At 63.9% G+C, this 21988-nt stretch carries 24 protein-coding genes; 11 read left to right on the top strand and 13 right to left on the bottom strand.

Features of this window, described 5'->3' with window-relative positions; translation table 11 throughout:
* The first annotated feature begins 43 nt into the window (after positions 1-43).
* Complete coding sequence (locus ACCQ08_RS21910; RefSeq protein WP_373450994.1) at positions 44-565, top strand: 6,7-dimethyl-8-ribityllumazine synthase; 522 nt, start codon at positions 44-46, stop codon at positions 563-565.
* A gap of 114 nt (positions 566-679) precedes the next feature.
* A complete protein-coding gene (locus ACCQ08_RS21905; protein ID WP_312413595.1) occupies positions 680-1894 on the top strand; it encodes a sugar transporter in 1215 nt (404 codons plus the stop codon).
* 227 nt (positions 1895-2121) lie between these two features.
* On the opposite strand, the gene ACCQ08_RS21900 is transcribed toward ACCQ08_RS21905, so the two are convergent.
* From ACCQ08_RS21900 to ACCQ08_RS21880, 5 genes are all read right to left on the bottom strand, one after another.
* The gene (locus tag ACCQ08_RS21900; RefSeq protein WP_373450993.1) at positions 2122-3528 is read right to left on the bottom strand and encodes a PepSY-associated TM helix domain-containing protein; all 1407 of its coding nucleotides are present in this window, start codon (positions 3526-3528) and stop codon (positions 2122-2124) included.
* Between the two features lie 13 nt (positions 3529-3541).
* Entirely contained in the window at positions 3542-5116 is a 1575-nt protein-coding gene (gene phnE / locus ACCQ08_RS21895; protein WP_373450992.1) for a phosphonate ABC transporter, permease protein PhnE, read from the bottom strand.
* Positions 5107-5955 (bottom strand): phosphonate ABC transporter ATP-binding protein, encoded by an 849-nt coding sequence (locus ACCQ08_RS21890; protein WP_373450991.1) that lies wholly within the window; start codon positions 5953-5955, stop codon positions 5107-5109. The genes phnE and ACCQ08_RS21890 overlap by 10 nt, the downstream gene beginning before the upstream one ends.
* A 74-nt stretch (positions 5956-6029) precedes the next feature.
* Positions 6030-6914 (bottom strand): putative selenate ABC transporter substrate-binding protein, encoded by an 885-nt coding sequence (locus ACCQ08_RS21885; protein ID WP_373450990.1) that lies wholly within the window; start codon positions 6912-6914, stop codon positions 6030-6032.
* A 209-nt stretch (positions 6915-7123) separates the two neighbouring features.
* On the bottom strand, positions 7124-8026 hold the full coding sequence (locus ACCQ08_RS21880; protein ID WP_239808986.1) for a LysR family transcriptional regulator: 903 nt from the start codon (positions 8024-8026) through the stop codon (positions 7124-7126).
* 132 nt (positions 8027-8158) lie between these two features.
* Between ACCQ08_RS21880 and ACCQ08_RS21875 the strand changes: the two genes are divergently transcribed.
* On the top strand, positions 8159-8818 hold the full coding sequence (locus ACCQ08_RS21875) for an NAD(P)-dependent oxidoreductase (protein WP_373450989.1): 660 nt from the start codon (positions 8159-8161) through the stop codon (positions 8816-8818).
* A 19-nt stretch (positions 8819-8837) separates the two neighbouring features.
* Here the strand turns inward: ACCQ08_RS21875 and ACCQ08_RS21870 are convergent, their stop codons facing one another.
* From ACCQ08_RS21870 to ACCQ08_RS21860, 3 genes are all read right to left on the bottom strand, one after another.
* On the bottom strand, positions 8838-9635 hold the full coding sequence (locus ACCQ08_RS21870; RefSeq protein ID WP_373450988.1) for an alpha/beta fold hydrolase: 798 nt from the start codon (positions 9633-9635) through the stop codon (positions 8838-8840).
* Positions 9636-9685: 50 nt separating this feature from the next.
* Positions 9686-11218: a glycosyltransferase family 39 protein gene (locus ACCQ08_RS21865; protein ID WP_373450987.1), complete on the bottom strand. Its 1533-nt coding sequence runs from the start codon at positions 11216-11218 to the stop codon at positions 9686-9688.
* Between the two features lie 102 nt (positions 11219-11320).
* Positions 11321-11806, bottom strand: a complete 486-nt coding sequence (locus ACCQ08_RS21860) for a nucleoside deaminase (RefSeq protein ID WP_373450986.1) — start codon at positions 11804-11806, stop codon at positions 11321-11323.
* A gap of 131 nt (positions 11807-11937) precedes the next feature.
* On the opposite strand from ACCQ08_RS21860, the gene ACCQ08_RS21855 reads away from it, so the two are divergent.
* A complete protein-coding gene (locus tag ACCQ08_RS21855) occupies positions 11938-12675 on the top strand; it encodes a methylated-DNA--[protein]-cysteine S-methyltransferase (RefSeq protein WP_373450985.1) in 738 nt (245 codons plus the stop codon).
* A 66-nt stretch (positions 12676-12741) separates the two neighbouring features.
* On the opposite strand, the gene ACCQ08_RS21850 is transcribed toward ACCQ08_RS21855, so the two are convergent.
* Both ACCQ08_RS21850 and ACCQ08_RS21845 read right to left on the bottom strand, forming a co-directional pair.
* Complete coding sequence (locus tag ACCQ08_RS21850) at positions 12742-13980, bottom strand: CaiB/BaiF CoA transferase family protein (protein WP_373450984.1); 1239 nt, start codon at positions 13978-13980, stop codon at positions 12742-12744.
* A 232-nt stretch (positions 13981-14212) separates the two neighbouring features.
* Positions 14213-15403 carry an acyl-CoA dehydrogenase gene (locus ACCQ08_RS21845; protein ID WP_021026966.1) on the bottom strand — a complete coding sequence of 397 codons (1191 nt, stop codon included), beginning with the start codon at positions 15401-15403 and terminating at the stop codon, positions 14213-14215.
* Positions 15404-15619: 216 nt separating this feature from the next.
* Between ACCQ08_RS21845 and ACCQ08_RS21840 the strand changes: the two genes are divergently transcribed.
* The 3 genes from ACCQ08_RS21840 (at position 15620) to ACCQ08_RS21830 (ending at position 18704) form a co-directional block, all read left to right on the top strand.
* Positions 15620-16558: a LysR substrate-binding domain-containing protein gene (locus ACCQ08_RS21840; RefSeq protein ID WP_312530717.1), complete on the top strand. Its 939-nt coding sequence runs from the start codon at positions 15620-15622 to the stop codon at positions 16556-16558.
* A 153-nt stretch (positions 16559-16711) separates the two neighbouring features.
* Positions 16712-17254: a polyhydroxyalkanoate synthesis repressor PhaR gene (phaR, locus tag ACCQ08_RS21835; RefSeq protein WP_021026964.1), complete on the top strand. Its 543-nt coding sequence runs from the start codon at positions 16712-16714 to the stop codon at positions 17252-17254.
* A 433-nt stretch (positions 17255-17687) separates the two neighbouring features.
* On the top strand, positions 17688-18704 hold the full coding sequence (locus ACCQ08_RS21830) for an LPO_1073/Vpar_1526 family protein (RefSeq protein ID WP_373450983.1): 1017 nt from the start codon (positions 17688-17690) through the stop codon (positions 18702-18704).
* Positions 18705-18923: 219 nt separating this feature from the next.
* Here ACCQ08_RS21830 and ACCQ08_RS21825 read toward each other — a convergent pair whose 3' ends face one another.
* From ACCQ08_RS21825 to ACCQ08_RS21815, 3 genes are all read right to left on the bottom strand, one after another.
* Complete coding sequence (locus tag ACCQ08_RS21825) at positions 18924-19175, bottom strand: hypothetical protein (RefSeq protein ID WP_373450982.1); 252 nt, start codon at positions 19173-19175, stop codon at positions 18924-18926.
* A 173-nt stretch (positions 19176-19348) separates the two neighbouring features.
* Positions 19349-19807: a hypothetical protein gene (locus ACCQ08_RS21820; protein WP_373450981.1), complete on the bottom strand. Its 459-nt coding sequence runs from the start codon at positions 19805-19807 to the stop codon at positions 19349-19351.
* Positions 19800-19991 (bottom strand): hypothetical protein, encoded by a 192-nt coding sequence (locus ACCQ08_RS21815; protein ID WP_373450980.1) that lies wholly within the window; start codon positions 19989-19991, stop codon positions 19800-19802. Before ACCQ08_RS21815 ends, ACCQ08_RS21820 begins: the two co-directional genes overlap by 8 nt.
* A 93-nt stretch (positions 19992-20084) precedes the next feature.
* On the opposite strand from ACCQ08_RS21815, the gene ACCQ08_RS21810 reads away from it, so the two are divergent.
* The 4 genes from ACCQ08_RS21810 to ACCQ08_RS21795 all read left to right on the top strand — a co-directional run bounded on the left by ACCQ08_RS21810 (position 20085) and on the right by ACCQ08_RS21795 (position 21981).
* Positions 20085-20390, top strand: a complete 306-nt coding sequence (locus tag ACCQ08_RS21810; RefSeq protein WP_373451004.1) for an N-acetylmuramoyl-L-alanine amidase — start codon at positions 20085-20087, stop codon at positions 20388-20390.
* Positions 20387-20668: a hypothetical protein gene (locus ACCQ08_RS21805; protein ID WP_373450979.1), complete on the top strand. Its 282-nt coding sequence runs from the start codon at positions 20387-20389 to the stop codon at positions 20666-20668. The genes ACCQ08_RS21810 and ACCQ08_RS21805 overlap by 4 nt, the downstream gene beginning before the upstream one ends.
* Before the next feature lie 37 nt (positions 20669-20705).
* Complete coding sequence (locus tag ACCQ08_RS21800; protein ID WP_373450978.1) at positions 20706-20954, top strand: hypothetical protein; 249 nt, start codon at positions 20706-20708, stop codon at positions 20952-20954.
* 94 nt (positions 20955-21048) lie between these two features.
* Entirely contained in the window at positions 21049-21981 is a 933-nt protein-coding gene (locus ACCQ08_RS21795) for a hypothetical protein (RefSeq protein WP_373450977.1), read from the top strand.
* The last annotated feature ends 7 nt before the right edge of the window (positions 21982-21988 follow it).

Raw genomic sequence — 21988 nt, 5'->3', positions numbered from 1 at the left:
CTTGCGCGCGCCCTGATTCAGGTCATTGAAGGACAGCAAAACCATGAATCAGCATTCCAGCATTTCTTACTCCATCAACAAGGCTGCACGCCTGGCGATTGTCTGCGCGCAATGGCATTCGGACATCGTGCACCAGGCCCGCGATGCCGCCCTCGCCGAGTTGGCACAACACGGCTGGCGCGCCGACCAGATCGACCTCTACGATGTGCCCGGCGCCTTCGAGATCCCCTTGCTGCTCAAGCGCCTGGCCCAAAGCGGCCAATATGCGGGTCTGATGGCCTGCGGCCTGGTGGTCAACGGCGGCATCTACCGCCATGAGTTTGTCACCACCGCCGTGATCGATGGCCTGATGCGGGTGCAGCTGGACACCGGCGTGCCGGTGTTCTCGGCCGTGCTGACGCCACGCGACTTCCATGAATCGCAGGAGCACCACGATTTCTTCCACCAGCATTTTGTGAAGAAGGGTGCCGAGCTGGCCCGCGCCTGCGCGGCCACGGTACAGCTGCACCGCACGTTGGAAGCGCAGCAATTGCACCAACTGCAGCCGCAAACCCTGGCAGCCTGACAGCTGCCAACAACCGGGATCAAAGGGTTTTCCCTGGCCATTCTGGGCAGGTAAGCGTTTTTTGGCACACTGGCGAGCCGCTCTCCGCTTTGGGGCTGCGGCTTTTTTATTGCCATGACTGACTCCGCATCTTTGACCCGCCGCCAGGCCTGGCTCGGCGTGCTCGCCCTGGCCATGGGCGCCTTTGTTTTCAACACCACCGAGTTCGTGCCGGTGGGCCTGCTCAGTGACATTGGCGGCAGCTTTGGCATGACCACCGAGCAGGTGGGCCTGATGCTGACCATCTATGCCTGGATCGTCGCGCTCACCTCGCTGCCCTGCATGCTGATGACCAAGAATGTCGAACGCCGCAAGCTGCTGATGGGCGTGTTCGCGCTGTTCATCGTGAGCCATGGTTTGTCGGCCATCGCCTGGAACTATGCCACCTTGCTGATCAGCCGCATGGGCATTGCGCTGGCACATGCGGTGTTCTGGTCGATCACCGCATCGCTGGCGGTGCGCATTGCGCCGCAGGACAAGCGCCCGCAGGCGCTGGGCCTGCTAGCCACCGGCACCACGTTGGCCATGGTGCTGGGCGTGCCGCTGGGGCGCATGGTGGGTGAGGCGCTGGGCTGGCGCACGACCTTTGGCATCATCGGCGTGCTGGCGCTGCTCGTCATGCTGGTACTGTGGCGCATGCTGCCCTTGCTGCCCAGCGAGAATGCCGGCTCGCTGCGCAGCATTCCGGTGCTGTTCAAGCGCCCGGCGCTGTCGGCCACCTATGCCCTGCTGATCCTGATGGTGACGGCCCAGTTCACCGTCTACAGCTATATCGAGCCGCTGATCCAGCGCGAGGCCGGGCTGAACAACCAGGTGACCACCTGGGTGCTGCTGCTGTACGGCGGCATGGGCATTGTCGGCAGCATCTTGTTCAGCAGCTTTGGCATGCGCTGGCCGCGCGGCTTTTTGCTGGGCGCGATGGCCGTGCTGACCGCCTGCCTGTGGCTGCTGCTGCCCAGCACGCGCTGGCCGCCTGCGCTGTACCTGGTCTGTGCGGTGTGGGGCGTGGTCATGCTGTGCATGGTGCTGCCACTGCAGGCCAAGGTACTGCGCCTGGCCTCCGATGCCACCGATGTGGGCATGTCGCTGTTCTCGGGCATCTTCAATATCGGCATTGGCGCAGGCGCGTTGCTGGGCAGCCAGGTGGGCATGCATGCCGGCCTGCACTACCTGGGCCCGGTCGGCGGCAGCATTGCCGTGCTGGGTGTGCTGTGGTGTGCCTATGCGGGCTGGAAGTGGCGCAGCAGCTTTGCGCCCACGGGGACGGCGGCGCGCATCGTGCCGCACTGACCTGCTGCGAACCAACCCCGTCCACCTGCCCGGCACCGCCTCTGTGCCGGGCTTTTTTGGGTCTAGGGATCCTCTGCAAACCCCTCGCCAAGCGGGATGGACGCGGATCGGGATGAGACGCAAGGCGTCTTTTGCGGTCAATAGCCGTAGCTATTGACAAGGAAGACAACGCAGTGGATCGCCCGAGTCCGCGTTCAGACCACGGCAGGGAGTTTGGCAGAGGGCCCCTAGCGTTGCGCGGCTGGGTGCGATCGGCGCAGGTAGATCCAGGCATCCAGCGCCAGCAGTGCCAACAGGCTGCAGCCCAGCACCGGCAGCAGCCAACCCAAGGCGATGGCCGCCAGCAACAAGGCCAGCGCGGCAGTGCGCGGCAGCTGGCGCCACTGGTGGACCAAGGTCAGCTGGCCATGCAGCCATTCGCGGCTGCGGCCCGGGCGCTTGCGCCACTGCAGCCAGCCGGTCACTGCCATCGCCACCATGCCGGCGCCCAGCAGCACCAGCAAGGCCTGGTTCAGCACACCCCAGCTGCCCATGTGCAGGTCAATGCCCCAGCGCGTCAGCTTGGCGGCCAGCGGGTAGTCGCTAAAGCGCTTGTGGTCCAGCACCTGCCCGTTCGCCAGATCCATGGCCAGCGCATCCACTTCGGTGGGCCAGGAGCGGTTGATCTCCGTCACCGTCCAGGCCTTGTTGGCAGCGGCTGGCGGCCGGATCTCCAGCTTGGCGGATGCCAGGCCGTGCTGGCGGGCGATTGCCAGCACGCTGTCAAAGTCCTGCGGCATGGGGCCCATACCCGCCATACCGGCCATACCAGCCATGGCCATGGGCGCGGCCTGGTGCTCTGCATGGTCCGCATGCGGGTCTGCGGGCTGGTGGTGGGCATGGGCGCTGCTGGCGTCCGTGCCCAGGCTGGTGTTCAAACGCGGCGTTTGCCAGCCCATCTGCTGCAGCGCCTGGCCAAAATGGCTGCCGGCCCAGCGCGACCAGGTCAGGCCCGTGGCCGACAGAAACAGCAGGCCCACCAGCAGCCACAGCCCCAAGCCATGGTGCCAACGGCGCAGCGCAGCATGGGCTACGTGGGCGCCGGCCCGCTGCGGGCGCGACAGCCACCACAGGGCCACACCCCCCAGCGCAGCCACCCACAGCCAGGAGGCCGCCAGTTCGCTGTAAGTGCGGCCCCATTCACCCATCAGCAACTGGCGGTGCAGCAGATCGAGCTGCTTGCGCAGCGGCAGCACGCCGCTGGTGCCATAGACCGTCAGGTCGCCCTGCAGCGCCAGGCTGTAGGGGTTCACAAAGAGGCTGCGGTATTCCGAGGGGCCCAGCGCCGCATCGGCCACCATGACGCGGGTGGTGCTGCGCGCATCGGGCGCCGGGCGCACGGCCAGCACCGCAGCCGATGCCGGCAAGGCCTGCAAGGCGGCCTGCACCTGGGCCGACAGAGGCTGCGCCGGGGCGCCTGGCGCCGATTCGGCCTGCAGCGCGCTGCGGTAGAGCTGGTTTTCCAGCTGGGGTGTCAGCGCATACAGCAGGCCGGTAGCGGCAGCCACCACGATGAACGGCGCGACCAGCAGGCCGATGTACAGATGCAGCCTGCGGATCAGCAGCTGCCAGGCTTTGCGGGAGGAGGGAGACATCAGGGATGGGGGGTCAGCGCATCGCGCGGCGCAGCGCAGCACTGCTCCAGTCCACCGCCATGCTCAGCAGCAGCATGGCAATGATGACGGTGCTGGCCTGCGCGTAGTGGAACAGCGAGAGTTCGACATACAGCAGCTGGCCCAGGCCACCAGCGCCGACAAAGCCGAGGATGGCCGCCATGCGGATGTTCATCTCCCAGCGGTAGAGGGTGTAGGCCAGCAACTGCGGCGCGGCCGCTGGCAGCGTGCCGTAGCAAAAGGCCAGCAGGCGGCTGCTGCCGGCCAGGCGCAGCGCCCGGGCGGGAGCGGTAGGCGTATTCTGCAAGGCCTCGGCATAGAGCCGGCCCAGCACCCCGGCCGTGTGCAAGGCCAGCGCCAGCGCGCCGGCAAACGGGCCCAGGCCCACCGCCAGCACGGTGATCGTCGCCCAGACCAGCTCGGGCACCGAGCGCAGCAGGTTGAGCAGCGCGTTCCAGGGTGCGCGCCAGCGCGGCAAGGCCAGCAGCAGCCCGGCCATGGCCGCCAGCAGGCTGCCGATGACGGAGATGGCCAGGGTCTCCCACAACCCTTGGGCCACTTTGCGCAGCCAGGCGGCACTCAGGTCGGGCGAGAAAAAACCGGCCACGAAGCTGCCCATCGATCGCAGCGCATCGCGGCTGAACAGCGCGGACCAGTCAATGCCGAGCAGCCAGAAGCTGGCCCACAGGCCAATGCCGCCGAGCAGCAGCATGGCCGCGCTGCGCCAGCCAAAAGGCAGCGCACGGGCCGCTGGCGGCGTATCGAGCGCGCGGCGCAGCCACCAGGACAGCAGATCGGCCAGCGCCACGAGCAGCATGAAGGCCAGCAAGATGCTGGCGACCTCGCCGCCATTGAGCATCTTCATCGCCTGGTCCATCAGCTGGCCCAGGCCACCCGCGCCCACAAAGCCCATCACCACCGAGGCGCGGATCGCGCATTCCCAGCGGTAGACGGTGTACGAGGTCAGCTCACGCGCCGCTTGCGGCAGGCTGCCGTAGAGCAGGGCCTGCAGGCGCCCTGCGCCACTGGCGCGCAAGGCGCGGGCGGGGGCCGGGTCGGTGGATTCCAGAATCTCGGCATACACCTTGGCCAGCATGCCGCCATAGGTCAGGCCCAGGGCCAGCACGCCAGCGGCGGGGCCCAGGCCAAACACCCGCACAAACACCAGCGCCCAAACCAGCTCGGGCACGCCGCGCAGAATGGTCAGCACGCCGCGGGTAAGGGGGTTGAGGCTGACTTTCTCGCGCGCAGCGCCGCTCGCCAGGTAGGACAGCGGCAGCGCCAGCAGCAGCGCCAGCGCCATGCCGGCGGTGGCAATGGCCAGGGTCTCCAGGCTGGCCTGGCCCAGGTAGGCCAGAAACTCCTGGCTGGTCTCTGGCGGCAGAAACTGGGCCAGAAAACCACCGACGACCTGGAGGTTGTTGCTGTCAAAAAACGGCGCCAGCGAGAAGCCCGAGGTCTGCAGCATCGGCCACAACACCACCAGCGCCAGCAGCAGCGCGATGAGCCGGCCACGGGCGGCAGGGTCGCGGCGCTGTGCGTCGTTGGCAGCGGCAGGCATCAGCGGCATGTGATCACTTCAGCTGCCGGGCTGGACAGCACTTGCGGCGTGGCGCTGCCCATGCTGCCCAGCGTGGGCAATACGGCCGCACTGCCATCGGCATGGGCATACAGGGCCTGGAGCTGTGCCTGGCTCACCTGTGCAGCGGGCAGGTCAAAGGCAATCCGGCCACCGCGGATGCCGACAATGCGTGCAAAGCAGCGGAGGGCCAGGTCCACCGCATGCAGGCTGGCCACCAAGGTGGCCTGGCGCGCAGCCGCTTCCTGCACCAGCAGCTGCACGGTGGCCAGCGACAGCGCAGGGTCGAGCGCGGAGACCGGCTCATCGGCCAGAATCAGCCGGGCCTGCTGGTAGAGCACCCGGGCAATACCCACGCGCTGCAGCTGGCCGCCGGAGAGCTGGTCGCAGCGCGCAAAGAGCTTGTCTTCCAGCTGTACACGGACCAGGGCCTCGCGGGCGCCGGCGATGTCTTGCGGGTAGGCCAGCGATGCCAGCGCCTTCCACAGCGGCCACTGGCCCAGGCGGCCGGCCAGCACGGCGGTGACCACACGCTGGCGCAGCGCAATGGGCGCGCTCTGGTGCACGGTGCCAATCAGGCTGCGCAGCGCTTTGAGCTCGCGCGCGGAGGGGGTGGCAGGCGCCGCCGGCAAGGCCTGGCCGAGCACCTGCATGCGGCCGCTGCTGGGCAGATGGGCCGTGCCAATGGCCGTCAGCAGCGAGGTCTTGCCCGCGCCGGAAGGGCCGATCAGCGCAATGCTCTCGCCCTGGGCCGCCGCCAGGCGAATGCCCGCGAGTGCGACAAAACCATTGGCGTGGGTCAGGCCCACATCGTCAAGCACAAAGCTCATGGATCAAATGCTGGAAAAGTGCAGCAGAGGCAGGCGGCATGGGCGCTGCAGCAGTGCCCATGCCCGGCGGCCCGTTACTTGAGCAGGCCGGCGGACTTGGCGGCCGCTTCGGTGCCAGCGTAGTTTTCGGGCTTGGTCGGGATGAACTTGGAGGCGCGCTGCAAATCCATGATCGCCTTGTGCTCGGGCTTGGACGGGTCCAAGGCCAGGAAGGCGTCGGTCAGCTTCTTGATGATGGCCGGGTCCAGGTCGCCGCGCACGGTCCAGTTGTAGTCGAAATAGGTGGGGGTGGTGGCAAACACGCGCACCTTGCTGGTGTCCACCTTCTTGGTCTCGACCAGTTTGTCCCATACCGACGTATTGAGCACACCGGCCTCGGCCTTGCCGGCCGCCACAAAGGCCACGGTGGCATCATGCGCGCCCGAGTAGGCCACGGTCTTGAAGTCCTTTTCCGGGTTCAGGCCGTCCTGCAGCAGAAAGTAGCGCGGCATCAGGCTGCCCGAGGTGGACGAAGGCGCGCCAAACGCGAAGGTCTTGCCCTTGAGGTCGGCCAGGGTCTGGATGCTGGGGTCGGCCGTGATGAACTTGCTGGTGAACACCGCATCTTCGGCGCGCTGCACGATCGGGATGGCCGTGCCATTGGTGCGGATCTTTGCCTGCACATAGGTAAAGCCGCCCAGCCAGGCCAGGTCCAGCTTCCTGGTGGCGAGGGATTCAACCACCGCCGCATAGTCGGACACCGGCGTGAACACCACCTTCATGCCCGTCGCCTGCGACAGGTACTCGCCCAGCGGCTTGAACTTGCGCTGAAGCTCCGTGGGTGCCTCGTCGGGGATGGCAGATACGCGCAGCACCGCCGGGGTGTCTGCATGGGCACTGAAGCTTGCCAGGCTGGAGAGGGTGAGCGCGGCCAGCGACAGGCCACGCAGCGCCGAGCGGCGAGCGGTAGAGTGGGTCATAAAGCTTCCGTTCGTTAATCTACCGCCGTCCGGATACACGGCGGTTTAATAGGCCGCGCGGGGTGCGCGCAGCGATAGGGATCCAGGCAGTACACCGACCACCAAAGGAGGATTCTTGCGTATTTGCCAAAACCACCGCTGCCCCTCACGTTCTTTTTAGGCAACAGCGAAGGTGCAAGCGCCCGCTTGGGGCGGCCAGGCAACGCGCTTCAGGACAGCGCCAGCGGCGCAAAGTGGGCCTGCAAGGTGGCCAGCGCCAGCCGCACCCGCGCAGGCAGCGCCTGGCGCTCGGGGGTGAGGGCGGAGATGCGCAGGCTGCCGCAGTCCCAGTCGGGCAGCAGGCGCAGCAGCTGGCCGCTGCGCACCTGGTCGGCCACTTCGAGCGAAAACAGCCGCGCCAGGCCCAGCCCCTCGCTGCACAGCTGCTGCAGCGCGTACTGCTGGTTGCTGATGATGCGTGGCGCCGTGTGCAGCATGACCACCTCGCCGCTGTGGCGGTGCTGCAGCTGCATGCTGGCGCTGGTGGTCTTGCCGATGTTGCGCGCCATCCAGGGCCAGGCCTGCAAGGCCTGCGGGTGTTGTGGCACCGGCCTGCCTTGTGCCAGCGCGGGGGCGGCGCATATCCACCAGGGCAAGGTGCCCAGCGGGCGGGCCACCCAGTGGGAGTCGGGCAGCTCGCCCAGGCGGATGGCGATGTCCACCCGCTCTGCTACCAGGTCGCTGTGCGATTCATCGAGCAGCAGTTGCAGCCGCAGCTGCGGGTGGGCGTGCAGCAACGGAGCCAGCGCCCGGCCCAGAGGTGCGGCCAGGCCCAGCACGGCGGCAATGCGCAGCTCGCCCACTGGCTCGTCGCGCTCGGCATCGAGCTCGGCGCGGGCCTGGCGTGCGGCCTGCAGCATCACTGCGCACTGTGCATAAAAGCGCTGCCCGGCATCGGACAGGCTGAGCCTGCGCGTGGTGCGGTGCATCAGCGGCAGGCCCGCCTGGGCCTCCAGATGCCGCACCTGCTGGCTGACGGCCGAGGCACTCATGCCCAGCAGGCGTGCGGCGGCCGTCATCGAGCCTTGCTCGACCACGGTCGCAAAAATAGCCATGCGCTTGAGGTCTTCCATCGGCTGATTATGAAGCACAGCTTCAAAGAAATGCTTGGATGGGAGGGATTATCAATGCCGCTCGACCGGCATACAGTGGGGTCTTGGCGTGGCGCAGGGGCTGCCCGCCTTTGTCCATGCGAAGGAAATACGATGAAAGTCACACTGATTGGATCGACCGGTTTTGTAGGCGCTGCACTGCTTGATGAATTGCTGCAGCGTGGCCACGAGGTGGTGGCCCTGGTGCGCGACCCCGCCAAGCTGGCGCCCCGCCCGCATCTGCAAGTGCTGCAGGGGGATGTGATGGATGCGGCCGTGGTGCAAAAGGCGGCCACCGGCAGCGATGCCGTGCTGTCGGCCTACAACGCAGGCTGGACCAACCCGAATATCTACGAGGATTTTCTCAAGGGCTCGCAGGCCATCGAGGCCGGCACCCGCGCAGCCGGTGTGGCCCGCTACCTGGTGGTGGGCGGCGCAGGCAGCCTGTATGTGAACGGCCAGCAGCTGGTGGATTCGCCCGAGTTCCCCGCCGCCATCAAGCCCGGCGCCAGTGCAGCCCGCGACATGTACAGCGCGCTGCAAAAAGAGACCGCGCTGGACTGGACCGTGCTGAGCCCGCCGGTCGGCTTCCATGGGGGATCAGCCGCGCAAAGCCAGGGCCGCACCGGCCAGTACCGCACCGGCAAGGATGAGCCGCTGTGGCAGGCCGAGGGCAGCCCTGGCGATATCTCGGCCGCGGATTTGGCGGTGGCCCTGGTCGATGCGCTGGAGCAGCATCTGCACAGCAAGGCCCGCTTCACGGTCGCCTATTAATTAAAAACGAAACGCAGGTCTAGCCGGCCTGCGCCAGAAAAGCACGCACCCGGCCGAGCACCTGCTCGGCCATTTCGCGGTGCGGCACATGGTGGGCGCCGGCGATGATCTCGGTCTGGCCACCGGCACCGGCCTGGCGGGCAATGCGCTCAGGGTGCGCGGTGCTGCCGTATTCATCCCGCCCACCATGGATGGCGAGCAGAGGGCATTGCAGACGGGGCAGCCAGGCGTCCACGTTCCAATCGCTAAACGCGGGGCTGAGCCAGGTCTCCGTCCAGGCATCCACGACCCAGCGTGCCTTGCTGCCGTGGTATTTGGCCAGGCGTTCCAATTGCGCAGCGTCCTGGAACAGCGCGCGGGCCTCGGCAATGCCCGCCCGCGTGCGGTCTTCGACAAAGGCCTGGGCGGCGATGGTTACCAGCGCCGTGCAGGCCTGGCCCGCGCCGGCGGCTATCGCAATGCCCATGCCGCCGCCCACACTGTGGCCCAGCAACGCAAAGCGATCCAGGCCCAGATGCTGGCGCACAATGGGGAAGTAAAGCTCCGCCTCTTCAGCCACAAACTGCGTTGATAGCCTGTCTGTGCGCGCATCCGATTGGCCAAAGCCCAGGCGGTCATAGGCGATCACCTGCCGTCCCGTGGCCTGGGCCAGCTGCGCCGGAAAATCGCGCCACAGCGCGACTGAACCCAGCGAGTCATGCAGCAGCACCAGTGGCGCTTTGTGCGTGGTGCCCGGGGTCCAGGTTTTGGCATACAGCCGGCCCTGTGGGGGCAGGCCGATCCAGTGCTCTTGGGCGGTGGCGGCGGTGTCGGTCATGGTCTGGGCGGCGAGGGAAATGGCCAGATCTTAGTGGCGCCGTGCGCTGTTTATCTGCCCGCCGGAGACACCACAAAGTTCATCTGCATCTGCGCACGTGCCGGATCGGTCCAGCGGTAGGGCAGCTCGGCCTCTTGCACCTGTAGCATCGCATCGACGGGCCAGGCGGCCCACCACCAGGCATCGGGCGCCGGGTCCTCGGTGGAGATCTGCAGCCAGGGCAGGTGCTCGCGGCGGGCGCTTTCAGCGGCCTGCCAGGCGCAGTCCATATGGAAGCCCGGTTCGTCTGCATCGCAGACCACGATCTTGGCCTGGGGGAACAGAATGCGCATCACGCCGCCGGTGGTGTGGTGCTCGGCCAGCACCATGCCCTGGCCTTGGTAGCCGGCCTGGCGCAAGGTGGTGGCAATCAGGTCCAGCTGCCAGTTGAGGCGGTCGCCCTTGCCGCGCTTGGCATCGCGCAGCGGCGCCAGCAACGCCAGCGACCAGACCAGCACCAGCATGCCCAGGCAGGCCAGCAGATAGCGCCGGCGGCTTGTGTCCGACTGGGCCAGTGCCGGCCAGCGGGCCAGCATGTAGAGCGGAAAAATGAGCAGCAGCGGCTGGATCCAGCGGCCATCGAACTTGGCCGCACCTGCCAGCGCCATCAGCACCAGCGCGCCCGCCACCAGCGCCATATAGCGGCGCAGCAGCGGCACCAGCCAGTCAGGCGTGGGGCTGTGATTGACAGCGCCGGTGGCAGCAGCGGGCTGTTGCCAAAAGCGACCACTGGTCCAGCGCGCCATCAGCAGCAAGGGCAGCACCGCCAGCAGCAAAAAGGCCAGCAGATCCCGCAGGCCGTGGGCCAGGCCGCTGAGGTAGGAGCTGGTCTCTGCCGGGTGCAGCTTGTCCAGGGTGGCGCCGCTGGCCGCTTGCCAGTGCTCCAGCACCCACCAGGCATGGGGGGCGACCAGCGCGATGCTGATCAGCGGCGTGAGCCACCAGCCGCGCGACAACAGTGCGCGGCGCGTGCTGGCCATGCTCAGGCAGGCCAGCAGCAGGGTGATGGCGACCAGCAGGTAGCTGTACTTGGACAGCATGCCCCAGGCGACGACGAGGCCCAGGTAGACAAAGCCCAGCGGGCGCGGCTGGCGCAACTGGCGCAGCAGCAACCACCAGGTGGCGCAGATGGCGCAGGTCAGCATCACCGTATGGGTCTGGTCGCGCAGCAACTGCCAGGCAATGCCGGGCAGCCAGGTCATGCCGGCAGCGGCCAGCCAGGCCTGGCGCGCGGGCAGCACCTGGCGTGCGGCCAGCAGCATAAAGACAAAGCTCAGCGCGATCAGGCTGTTTTTCAGCAGCACCACGGCCAGGGTGCTCGGGCCCAGCACCCCCACCAGGCCCCATTGCAGCCAGGTGTAGAGCGGCGGCTGGGGCCCATAGCCCAGCGCCAGTTGCTGGGACCAGACCAGCTGCTCGTTCTGGTCCCAGGACACGCCGTGCGAGGCCAGCAGGCGGCTGGCCATGACCAGTACAAACAGCGCAGCAATCCAGCGCAGTGCTTGGCGGTCAACGGCAGGGGGCGGGGCAGAAGGCGGGGTCATGCAAGCGGAGGGAAGGGCGGCATGGCCGCCAAAAATAGCTGCCCGATCATAAGGGGCAGACGTAAAGCCAGCGCAAAGCGCGAAGGCCAGGTAAGGCGCTTGTCAGCCCGCGCTGGGCCAGGGCGCATCGCCATAGAGCTGCGCTGCGCTGATGCCCAGATTCAGCCGGTGAATGGGCAGTGGCGGCGGTTGCAGCTGCAAGCCCAGGCGCTGGTAGACGCCTTCGCTCGACAGCCCGAAGGGCGCCGCATCGGCATTGTCAAACGCAAAAAACACCTGCTTGGCCTGGCCCGCCACTATTGCTGCCAGGCACATGGGGCAGGGGTGGCCGGAGGCATACACCGTCAGCCCCTGCAGATGCGGCAGCTGGCGCTGGCGGCAGCAGTCGCGGATGGCTTCCATCTCGGCGTGGCCGGTCATGTCCTGCGTCTGGCTGATGGTGTTCACGCCCCGGCCCAGAATGCGGCCCGCATCATCGGCAATCGCTGCGCCAAAGGGGCGGCCTTTGTGCAGATGGCGGTTGCGGTGGGCGCTGTCCAGCACCTCGCGCATGATGGCGGCGTGCTGGGCTTGCAGGGTGTCGGTCATGGGGATCTTCTTATCGGGGAACACGGGCTTGATTGTCCTGTCAGCCCGAGGGGCCGCGCGGCTTGGGCGGCAAAGGCTGACAGTGGCACTGCGGCTTGCGGGGTCGGCATGGTGGGGGCAAGATGCGGGGCATGAACACTGAGCCGCTTTCTTCCCGCTCCCTGCCCGGCGATGCCTGGAATGCTGCGCAAACGGGCCATGCCTTGTTCCGCACCCGCCTGGGTGTTTGTGGCATTGCCTGGGGTGCGCAAGCCGTTGTCGCGCTGCGGCTGCCCGAGCCCAGCCTGGAGGCTACACAGATGCGCCTGCTGGAGCATGCCCGCCAGCGCCGCGAGGGCTTGTGGCCACAGGCCCAGGCGCCCGGTGATCTGAGTGCCCAGGCTTTGCAGGCGGTGGCCGGCGTGCAGTGGCTGCTGGCCGGGCGCCAGGAGACCAGTGAACCGGAGGGCAGCGCGCGCTGGCCGGATGCACCTGCCCCCGTGCTGGGCGACCTGCGCAGCCTGCTGACCCTGAACCGCTGGTCCGCGCACAGCGGTTTGCCGCTGCTCGATGATGTGGTGCTCGACTGGCATGGGGTGCCGGATTTTTCGCGTGCGGTCTACCAGCTGGCACTTGCCATTGAGCCGGGGCAGACGCGCAGCTATGGTGAGCTTGCCGACGACTTGGGTGGCAAGGGGATGGCCCGTGCGGTAGGCCAGGCGCTGGGGGGCAACCCTTTTGCACCCGTCGTGCCCTGCCACCGCATCTTGGCGGCGCATGGCGCGCGCGGCGGCTTCTCAGCCGATGGCGGCACGCGCACCAAGCTGCAAATGCTGGAATGGGAGGGTGCAGCGCTGGGCGACGGCATCAGCCTGGGTCTGTTTGACTGAGCCTCTCTATGGATGAAAAAAGGGCCGCGTTGCGGCCCTTGGTGTATGGAAGCAAGAGCCCCAGCGTCAGACCACGCCTTCGCTGTGCAGCTGCGCAATCTGCGCGGGCGAGCGGCCCAGCTCGGCCAGGATCTCGTCGGTGTGCTGGCCCATCGCGGGCGGCGGGCGGCGCACCACAGGCGGCGTAGCGGTCAGCCGCATGGGGCTGGCGACGGTGCTGATCGTACCGATCTGGTCGCCGGCATCGCGCGGGATCTGCACATGCAGGCCGCGTGCAATCACCTGCGCATCGTCAAAGGCCTGGGCGATGTTGTTGATGGGGCCGCAGGGGACGGCCTTGTCTTCGAGCAGCGCAATCCATTCGGCGGTGGTGCGGGTTTTCATCAACGGGTACATCAGTTCCTGCAAATCCTTGCGGTGGATGATGCGGCCCGAGTTGCGGGTAAAGCGCGGGTCCTGTGCCCAGGCCTCGTTGCCGGTGGCGGCGCAAAAGCGCGCGAACTGGCCGTCGTTGCCAATGGCCAGCAGCACATTGCCGTCCTTGCTGGGGAAATCCTGGTAGGGGCCCACGCTGGGGTGGATATTGCCTGCGCGCTGCGGAATATCGTCTGCATTCAGGTAGCCCACGGCCTGGTTGGCCAGCACGGCCATGCCCACATCCAGCAGCGCCATGTCGATGTGCTGGCCTTCGCCGGTCCGGTGGCGTGCCTGCAGCGCGGCCAGGATCGAGCAGCAGGAATAAATACCGGTGAACACATCGGTGACTGCGACGCCGACCTTGAGCGGGCCGCCACCGGGCTCGCCATCAGGGTGGCCGGTGATGCTCATCATGCCGCTCATCGCCTGCACCATCAGGTCGTAGCCGGCGCGCGGGGCGTAGGGGCCGGTCTGGCCAAAGCCGGTGACCGAACAGTAGATTAGGCGCGGGTTGATCGTGCGCAGGCTTTCATAGTCCAGGCCATAGGCCTTGAGGCCACCGACCTTGAAATTCTCGACGAGGATGTCGGCATCCTTGGCCAGCTCGACGATCAGCGCCTGGCCCTGGGGCGAGGCCATGTCGATGGTGATGCTGCGCTTGTTGCGGTTGCAGCAGGTGTAGTAGCTGGCCTGCTCGGTCTTGGTGCCGTCATCGGTGTGCAGGTAGGGAGGGCCCCAGTGGCGCGTGTCGTCACCGGCCTCGGGCCGCTCGACCTTGATCACCTCGGCGCCCAGGTCACCGAGCATCTGCGCGCACCAGGGGCCGGCCAGCACCCGCGACAGATCCAGAACTTTGATGCCGTCCAGCGGCGCGATGGGTGCGGTCATGGTGTCTCCAAATTCGATAGCTGCCCATGCATGTGCAACAGGCGCTGCAGCAAGAAATTTCTGCAAAACTCGCCGATGGTACGTGCGGCCTCAGGGCGGCGCCATTCGCATCCGGCAAGGGGGTGGTTAAGCGATCACAAAACACCACAACCCACCCACGCAGCGCCTGCGGTGAAGTGGGTTGTGGGCAGGCATGCAGCGGGCGCTGCATGCGATGGGGCTCGGGCCGTTCCTAGTTGGCGAACGCGGCGATGCCGGTCTGGGCGCGGCCCAGGATCAGCGCGTGCACATCATGCGTGCCTTCGTAGGTGTTCACCACTTCCAGGTTGACCAGGTGGCGCGCCACACCGAACTCGTCGCTGATGCCGTTGCCGCCCATCATGTCGCGGGCCAGGCGGGCAATGTCCAGCGACTTGCCGCAGTTGTTGCGCTTGATCAGCGACGTGATCTCGATGACGTTCTGGTGCTCGTCCTTCATGCGGCCCACGCGCAGCGCCGCTTGCAGGCCCAGCGTGATTTCGGTCTGCATGTCGGCCAGCTTTTTCTGGATCAGCTGGTTGGCAGCCAGCGGGCGGCCAAACTGCTTGCGGTCCATCGTGTACTGGCGCGCGGTGTGCCAGCAGAACTCGGCCGCACCCATCGCACCCCAGGCAATGCCAAAGCGGGCGCTGTTCAGGCAGGTGAAGGGACCCTTCAAGCCACGCACTTCGGGGAAGGCGTTTTCTTCGGGCACAAACACGTCGTCCATGACGATTTCGCCGGTGATCGAGGCACGCAGGCCCACCTTGCCGTGGATCGCAGGAGCCGACAGGCCCTTCATGCCCTTTTCCAGCACAAAGCCACGGATCTGGCCGACGGCACCGCCTTCGGAGACTTCCTTGGCCCAGACCACGAACACATCGGCGATGGGGCTGTTGGTGATCCACATCTTGCTGCCCTTGAGCTTGTAGCCGCCGTCCACCTTGTAGGCGCGGGTGGCCATGCTGCCAGGGTCGGAGCCGTGGTCAGGCTCGGTCAGGCCAAAGCAGCCGATGAACTCGCCCGATGCCAGCTTGGGCAGGTACTTTTGCTTTTGCGCTTCGGTGCCGAACTCGTTGATCGGCACCATCACCAGCGAGGACTGCACCGAGGCCATCGAGCGGTAGCCCGAGTCGATGTACTCGATCTCGCGTGCCACCAGGCCGTAGCTCACATAGTTGAGGCCAGCACCGCCGTATTCGGTCGGGATGGTGGGGCCCAGCAGGCCCAGCTCGCCCATCTCACGGAAGATGCTCGTGTCCACCGATTCCTTGCGGAACATTTCCTGCACGCGCGGTGCCAGCTTGTCGCGGCAATAGGCACGGGCCGCGTCGCGGATCATGCGCTCGTCTTCGGTCAGTTGTTCGTCGAGGTGGAAGGGATCTTCCCAGGTGAATTGCGCCATGTCTGCTCCTTGGATCGGTATTCGCTTATTGGAAGGCGGGGGCCGCACGTTGATGCGCTGCCCTGCCAAAACAGCCGCCATGGTAGACCCGCGCTAGCAGCGGGGCAAACGATTGTTTATCATCCAGATATGCGATCTACGCATTTATAAAAACGCATGCACTGGTAGTGCCAGAGAAAGATGCATTGATGCCATGCGTCACATCGGAGACAAGATATGCGCCGAATGATTCCCTCGACCCAGGCACTGGCCTGTTTTGAGGCCGCCGCCCGCCACGAGAGCTACACCCGCGCCGCCCAGGAGCTGGCGCTGACGCAAAGCGCCGTCTCGCGCCAGATCATTGCGCTGGAAGAGCAGCTGGGCGTGCAGCTGTTCAAGCGCTCGCGCCACGGCATGGTGCTGACGCCTGCGGGCCACCAGTACAGCCATCAGGTGGCGCAGTGGCTGCAGGGCATTGAGCGCGGCACGCTGGACATCATGGCCCACCAGGGCGCAGGCGGCGCGATCAGCATTGCGGCCGTGCCCACCTTTGCGACCCGCTGGCTGCTGCCGCGCCTGCCGCAGTTTTTGCAGCAGCATCCCGGCGTGGTCGTGCATATCGATGTGCAGACCCGGCCCTTTGCGTTTGCCGAGCGCCTGGTCGATGCCGCCATCTATGCCGGTACTGCCGAGCAGGCGCGCCAATGGCCGGGTACACAGGCGACCTGGTTGATGGACGAGGTGATCGTGCCGGTCTGCAGCCCGCGCCTGTTGGAAGGCGCCACCCAGCGCGGGCGCGGCCGAGCCTACCTGACCGTATCGCCCCAGGTGCTGGCGCAGCTGCCGCTGCTGCAGCAAAGCACCCGGCCCGATGGTTGGCGCAAGTGGTTTGATGCTGCCGGTGTGCCTGCCCCCCATGCGCTCGATGGCCCGCGCTATGAGCTGTTCTCGATGTTGGCTGTGGCCGCAGCAGCGGGCATGGGGGTGGCGCTGATTCCGCCGATGCTGATCGAGGATGAGCTGGCCCGGGGCGAGCTGGTGGTTGCCTGCGAGCTGCCGTTGAAAGGCAGCCGCGCCTATTACTGGATGACCCCGCTGGCGACCGAGCCCATGCCCGCCCAGCCTGCGCTGCAGGCCTTTGGCAACTGGCTCAAGGGCCGGGCGGGCGCCTCTTAGAACAGGTTCTTAGGGTAAGTGCTGCAGCGCAACAGGCCTCCGCCGTCACTACAATCTAAAAATTGCCTTAGAGGTAAAAACCGCCGTCCCAGAGACTAGGATGGTCGGTATTCCCATAACGCCCGCCGTTGGCGAGAGACACAGGAGATCCGCGTGCCGGAAAACACCCCAGGAACAGCTACCGCGTCCGAGCGCGTCGTCAAGAAATACCCCAACCGCCGTCTGTACGACACCCAGACCTCTGCCTACATCACCTTGGCCGAGGTCAAGGCGCTGGTCATGCAGAACGAGCCCATCGTCGTCAAGGACGCCAAGACCGGCGAGGACCTGACGCGCAGCATTCTGCTGCAGATCATTCTCGATGAGGAAGCCGGCGGCGCGCCAATGTTCACCGAGGCCATGCTGGTCAACATCATCCGCTTCTACGGCCATGCGATGCAGGGCTTCATGGGCTCCTACCTGGAGCGCAATGTGCAGCTGTTCACGGAGATGCAAGGCCGCTTTGCCGACCAGATGAAGGGTGCCACGCCCGAGATGTGGCGCAACTTTTTGGGCATGCCGATGCCCGGCGTGCCAGGTATGCCCGATGCGAGCAACTACCAGGCCCAGTCGCAGCAGTTCTTCCAGCAGATGCAGGAGCAGATGCAAAAGCAGACGGAGCAGATGCTGACGGCTTTTGGGATCAAGCGGCCTTGAAGCAGGCCATCTAAAGCGTCGGCTGCCGTGCTGCCATCAAGCAGCTAGGCATGCGGATACGGGTGCAATTCCCGCCAACCTGCCCTGTGATCAACCGCCATCTACCGGAAGTTTCGGTAGATGGCGGTTTTTGTTGCTGTAGCGCCCACGCCTGCGGGTCTATACCCCAGGGGCGGAGCCTGTCAGGGCGCCTGCTTTAAAATACCGCCCAGATTAGTTGCCAGGTTCCCCTGCAAGAAAAATGAATACCGATACCCACGCTGCCACTGCGACGCTCGACGCCAACCGAACCCCCAAGGTGGGGTTCGTCAGTTTGGGCTGCCCGCAGCACATCCTATATATACTGATTAACAACCATGCTGCGTAAATTGACAATCGGTGCATTTCTACTCGCGTTGATAGCTAGCATCATTTGGGCTGCTAGCAAGCCTGGATGGGACTCATATGCCAGTGTTGCGGCAGCGTTTGCCGCCTTGCTGGCATCGTTCTTCTTGGGGCGCGACAGCGCGCCCGGGCAGAACCAGCAGGTGGGAAGTGGTGGAGTTGGTATCCAAGCTGGGCGCGACATCACGACTGGAAGAATCAAGGTGGGGAAAAAGTGACAGTGCTTGGCAAGTCGCAAGATCAAACAGTTGGCGAAAACTCGACTGCTCTCCAAGCGGGTCGCGACATCCATTACCATGGGCTTTCGCTTGCTGATGTCCAAACCGCGTGCGCGTTTTTTATGGAGAACAATTTCCCTCGCTTGCAGGAGGCTGCGCGAGTAAAAGCAGAGGAAAATGTCCGCGAGTTTGCGTTGAAGATTTCGGAGGATTTGCAGAAAGAGGCTGTGAAGGTGCTGGTGGAAAAATTCACCGACCCCGATGTTCAGGCGACGATGAACGATGCGGTCAAGGCTTGCGCGCGCAAAGGGGAAGCAGCCAGTCCTGAAGTCTTGTCGAGACTGTTGGTACACAGGATGGAGGACAACACCCCGTTTCTAGATACGGTGCTGGGCGAGGCGGTCACAGTGGTGCCTAAATTGTCGAAGTCACAACTTGCATTCCTCGCTTACGTGCTCATTTCCCGATACGTTTCTCTTGTATTTCCCTCGTTCGCCATGCTTGAGCATATGGGGAGGAGCGCGCTTCCTATTGCTCAACCTGGGTTCGGTCTTTCATTGCCGCAAAAGCTTCACTTGCAATATGCAGGAACGGTCACTGTTAATTCATTCAGAGGGGGTGATATCTATGAAAATCTCTATGAGGCCTACGGTAACCGTCTTGACGTGAAATCAGTGGACGAACTCAAAAATGTCTTGAAGTTCTATTGCCCATCTTTTAGCATACTGATGGAAAACTTTGCTGCCAATAAGCTTTATGAAGTTGACCTTACAAGTGTCGGTTACGCGATTGCAATCACGTTGCTGAGGCCCTCGCTCCCACTGGACTTCTCAATTTGGCTTAACTAGCGTACGTGGATGATGGCGGTCATCATTAGTTTCTACGACATTGCCCAGTTCCAGTCCATCTATGCTGCTGATAGCGAGCTGGGTGGATGATTAAGCAAAAGCTACTACGTTGAATTAGCAGCTCTGTGTGTTTTGAAATTCATCCTGGTAAGTAAGGTTGTGCACCAGCGTTGATGCCCTTAAGCATCCCTAGACTACAGGTTTGTTAGAGTCATAGTTTTAAGTTGCCGCCTTAATTGGGTTGCTTAAAACTCGGAGGAAACCCATGCCTTTGCGCATATTGCGGTAGCTGTTCACTGCCACGGCCTCCGCCTCACGCGCAACATCGGCGCCCGCTGCGATGATCTGGCCATCCTCAGTGATGATGGCCAAGCGGGCTGGTTTTCCATTGACCATCACCGTAAGGCCCTCATGACTCACCGCCGTGATCTGGACGCCCTCAATGTGGCCGGTAGGTTGATCGCCAATCATTTTTCCTCCTTCAGCTATGCCGCTTAGCATCCAGCGCATGAGCGGGCTGGGCCTGGGGTGCTGGCAGTGGTCGTGCAGTTGCCGCAAGCTCCTCGATCAGGATCATCTGCAGCTCATCCTTGGTAACCAGCATGGCCTCGGGCCAAATTGCCGGGCTGTCTCGGTCGTCCAGCTCAGCCACTCGGTGGCAAACAGCTGCAGTGATCGCGGTCAAAGTGGTGGATTGCGCCGGCCCGGCCTGCACCTCTGCCTGGATCCCTTCGCCACGCGCCGCCAGGAACGCGCAGAAGTTCGCCACATCCACCGGGTCGCCCTTGGTAGCGTGTTCCGCGCAGCATGGCCGACAGGCGCTGCTGTGAGCATTCCGACGTGTCCCATCCGCCATAGCCTTTGGCGCGCTGCTTTGCGAGCTTGGCCTTCATCTTGGCAGCCAGGGCATACACGGCCGCGTCGTCGGGGTGCACCGGCTCGGCCTGCACCTTTGCCCATTGCTTCAGTTCGATGTTGAGCCGCAGAAGTTCCAGAGCGACAACTTTGGGGATGGTGTAGGCCACACCCTCTATCAACACTGATTCGGTTGCCAGGTCACCTGCTGAGGAATCCTCGGTACCTGGATCGTGAGCTTTAGACATGGGTTACCTCCTGCACCTGGTCGGCTGCGAACTTGACGAATTTCTTGGTGCCGCGCTTGGGGTGGGGCATGGCCACCTCGTAGCCCTTGGCGCCCAGGTCGCGATAGATGTTGCCCGTCATACCGCCCCAGTTGGCCAGGCTCGGGTCGAGCGCAACGCGGATGATCGTGACTGGTGAGCCCAAGGGGGATACGATCGCCGCTGGCGGCGGGCGTGTCTGCAGGGGCTCAATAGTTGATAACGCTCCAGCCTCCTCAGAAGCGATCACTGTCGCAGGCTGGAGATTCACCTGAACGCATCGACCAACCCCCAAGCCACGGGAGTGGAGACGATTGCACTGCCTAAGCACCGGGGCCTGGCTCAGCGCATCAGCTTTGCCGTGTCGGCCGTCCTGAGCTTGCGGGTGCGTGGTGATGCGGGCTATATCGAGCAGTCGGCCAGCGCACGCGGCAAGCTGGGCTTTGTCACGGCAGGCGGCCTGATCGCTGAGTTGTGCTTCATCAGCAACCAGGCTGACCTGGTGCAGCTGCAGAGCAACATGCACCGGGTGGCCGGCGCCATTGCTGAGGTGCTCACATCATGACCCTGGAGCGCACCTTTCTTGCGGCCGCAGCCATCGCGCTGGCGGGCCTAGCGGGTGGCTGGACCTTGCACGCCTGGCGCACTGACAGCCAGCTGCAGGACATGGACGCGGTCATTGCGCAGATCCAGCAGCGCCGCGCGGTGCAGCTGGGCGAGCAGGCCACGGCCGCCCGTGAGGTAGCGCGCCTGGAGCAGCGGGCAACTGATCTCAACCAGGCCGCACTTGCGGCCGTCGACACCAAACTGACAGGAGAGAGATGCAGAGAAGCTGGAAGCTGATCGCCTGCGCAAGTGCGTTGGCAATGGCACTTGCGGGGTGCGCATCGTCACCAAGCGTGCCGCCTGCGCCGCCGACGCGAGTGGCGGTGGAGGGCGCCTCGATGTCGGCGCCGGCAGCGTGGGCGATGCAACCATCTCGCTCGACGCAGATACTGGAATCGCTGTTCTGGATCTCCGAGACAGCGTCAAAGAAGACGCCGACAAGCTCGAATACCTACGATCTTATGCCATCCAGTGCGCCGGGGTTAAAGCCCAAAATCAACAACTAAACTTGCACCTGAGGTGAGTCGCGAACATCGAGTTTTCCTCTTGTCGTGCTATAAAGTGGTATTCTTGCCTGTCCTGCAAGGAATTTCTTGGCCTTTTAAATTGGAGGGGGAATGGCTAAACCACTGATTGAATATGCTCTGTATTTGAGGGGTTGGAAATATGAGGGCGGGGATGAGGCAACGCTAGAAAGAGATGCAGAGAAGGTCTATGCGCTGGACTTCGATGCGGTTATGGCAAATCACATTTTTTGTCCTAATTGCTTTACTCCAATAACTCGTCGGCCATTAGAGCGCGAACGAACTAGAAATAATAAGCGTGCATTCTTTGCCCATATTCCTAGTTATTTGAATGTTCCCTGTGAGAGGCGTACTCCGTATATCCAAGGAGAACTTTTTAACAATGAAGAGGTCGCCCGGGAAGCTATAGCCCGAGGCGACCTTGTAGTGTTCTCAGGCTTTGCGGAGGAGCCGCAAGTGGCGAATGAGCGCGCATTGCCTTATGCGCAAGGGCATGTCGAAGATCCTGAGGGTCCAGAAACAAGAGTTCCAATCGCGCGACACGTAGGCGATGAATTTTATGTTCCAGGTCGCAATCGAACGATCATGAGTATCTGTAGAAACTTTGATCAAAACCTTCAAAAATACTACCAGTTCCCGGGTCAAAATTTCCCCTCTAAGTTAATGGACCAAATTAGGGATGTTTTTGAAATCGCTGGTGAGGATGATGAGAAAAAGCTATATTTTGGTGAAGTAAAGCGAGTTTCTTTCAGAGTTAATCAAGATGATATATTGCTTAAATCAGGGCCATATATAAAGGATTTTACGTTGGTATGCCATATTCAGCAGCTTCAAAGGCGAGGTTTTAATAGAGATACTGAAGGAGTTTTTGTATTGTTTTGGGGGCAGGTATTTGACTATGGCCTGGGATTCTGTGTCCGACCTCGATGGGGTGAATACGCGATGATACCGCCACAATACAATGACCATATACGGCGATTACGTGCTGAAAGAGCACAAGCTCTAAAAATGGAGAGGAAAAAGTGAGGCGATT

Origin of the sequence: Comamonas sp. SY3, assembly GCF_041730275.1 — a bacterium.
Lineage (GTDB): Bacteria > Pseudomonadota > Gammaproteobacteria > Burkholderiales > Burkholderiaceae_C > Comamonas > Comamonas sediminis.
This window is presented reverse-complemented; position numbering and strand designations above follow the sequence as displayed.

Coding starts and splice junctions, on each gene's coding strand:
- ACCQ08_RS21910 (WP_373450994.1), top strand. CDS start 44: ATGAATCAGCATTCCAGCATTTCTTACTCCATCAACAAGGCTGCACGC.
- ACCQ08_RS21905 (WP_312413595.1), top strand. CDS start 680: ATGACTGACTCCGCATCTTTGACCCGCCGCCAGGCCTGGCTCGGCGTG.
- ACCQ08_RS21900 (WP_373450993.1), bottom strand. CDS start 3,528: ATGTCTCCCTCCTCCCGCAAAGCCTGGCAGCTGCTGATCCGCAGGCTG.
- phnE (WP_373450992.1), bottom strand. CDS start 5,116: ATGCCGCTGATGCCTGCCGCTGCCAACGACGCACAGCGCCGCGACCCT.
- ACCQ08_RS21890 (WP_373450991.1), bottom strand. CDS start 5,955: ATGAGCTTTGTGCTTGACGATGTGGGCCTGACCCACGCCAATGGTTTT.
- ACCQ08_RS21885 (WP_373450990.1), bottom strand. CDS start 6,914: ATGACCCACTCTACCGCTCGCCGCTCGGCGCTGCGTGGCCTGTCGCTG.
- ACCQ08_RS21880 (WP_239808986.1), bottom strand. CDS start 8,026: ATGGAAGACCTCAAGCGCATGGCTATTTTTGCGACCGTGGTCGAGCAA.
- ACCQ08_RS21875 (WP_373450989.1), top strand. CDS start 8,159: ATGAAAGTCACACTGATTGGATCGACCGGTTTTGTAGGCGCTGCACTG.
- ACCQ08_RS21870 (WP_373450988.1), bottom strand. CDS start 9,635: ATGACCGACACCGCCGCCACCGCCCAAGAGCACTGGATCGGCCTGCCC.
- ACCQ08_RS21865 (WP_373450987.1), bottom strand. CDS start 11,218: ATGACCCCGCCTTCTGCCCCGCCCCCTGCCGTTGACCGCCAAGCACTG.
- ACCQ08_RS21860 (WP_373450986.1), bottom strand. CDS start 11,806: ATGACCGACACCCTGCAAGCCCAGCACGCCGCCATCATGCGCGAGGTG.
- ACCQ08_RS21855 (WP_373450985.1), top strand. CDS start 11,938: ATGAACACTGAGCCGCTTTCTTCCCGCTCCCTGCCCGGCGATGCCTGG.
- ACCQ08_RS21850 (WP_373450984.1), bottom strand. CDS start 13,980: ATGACCGCACCCATCGCGCCGCTGGACGGCATCAAAGTTCTGGATCTG.
- ACCQ08_RS21845 (WP_021026966.1), bottom strand. CDS start 15,403: ATGGCGCAATTCACCTGGGAAGATCCCTTCCACCTCGACGAACAACTG.
- ACCQ08_RS21840 (WP_312530717.1), top strand. CDS start 15,620: ATGCGCCGAATGATTCCCTCGACCCAGGCACTGGCCTGTTTTGAGGCC.
- ACCQ08_RS21830 (WP_373450983.1), top strand. CDS start 17,688: ATGGGACTCATATGCCAGTGTTGCGGCAGCGTTTGCCGCCTTGCTGGC.
- ACCQ08_RS21825 (WP_373450982.1), bottom strand. CDS start 19,175: ATGATTGGCGATCAACCTACCGGCCACATTGAGGGCGTCCAGATCACG.
- ACCQ08_RS21820 (WP_373450981.1), bottom strand. CDS start 19,807: ATGTCTAAAGCTCACGATCCAGGTACCGAGGATTCCTCAGCAGGTGAC.
- ACCQ08_RS21805 (WP_373450979.1), top strand. CDS start 20,387: ATGACCCTGGAGCGCACCTTTCTTGCGGCCGCAGCCATCGCGCTGGCG.
- ACCQ08_RS21795 (WP_373450977.1), top strand. CDS start 21,049: ATGGCTAAACCACTGATTGAATATGCTCTGTATTTGAGGGGTTGGAAA.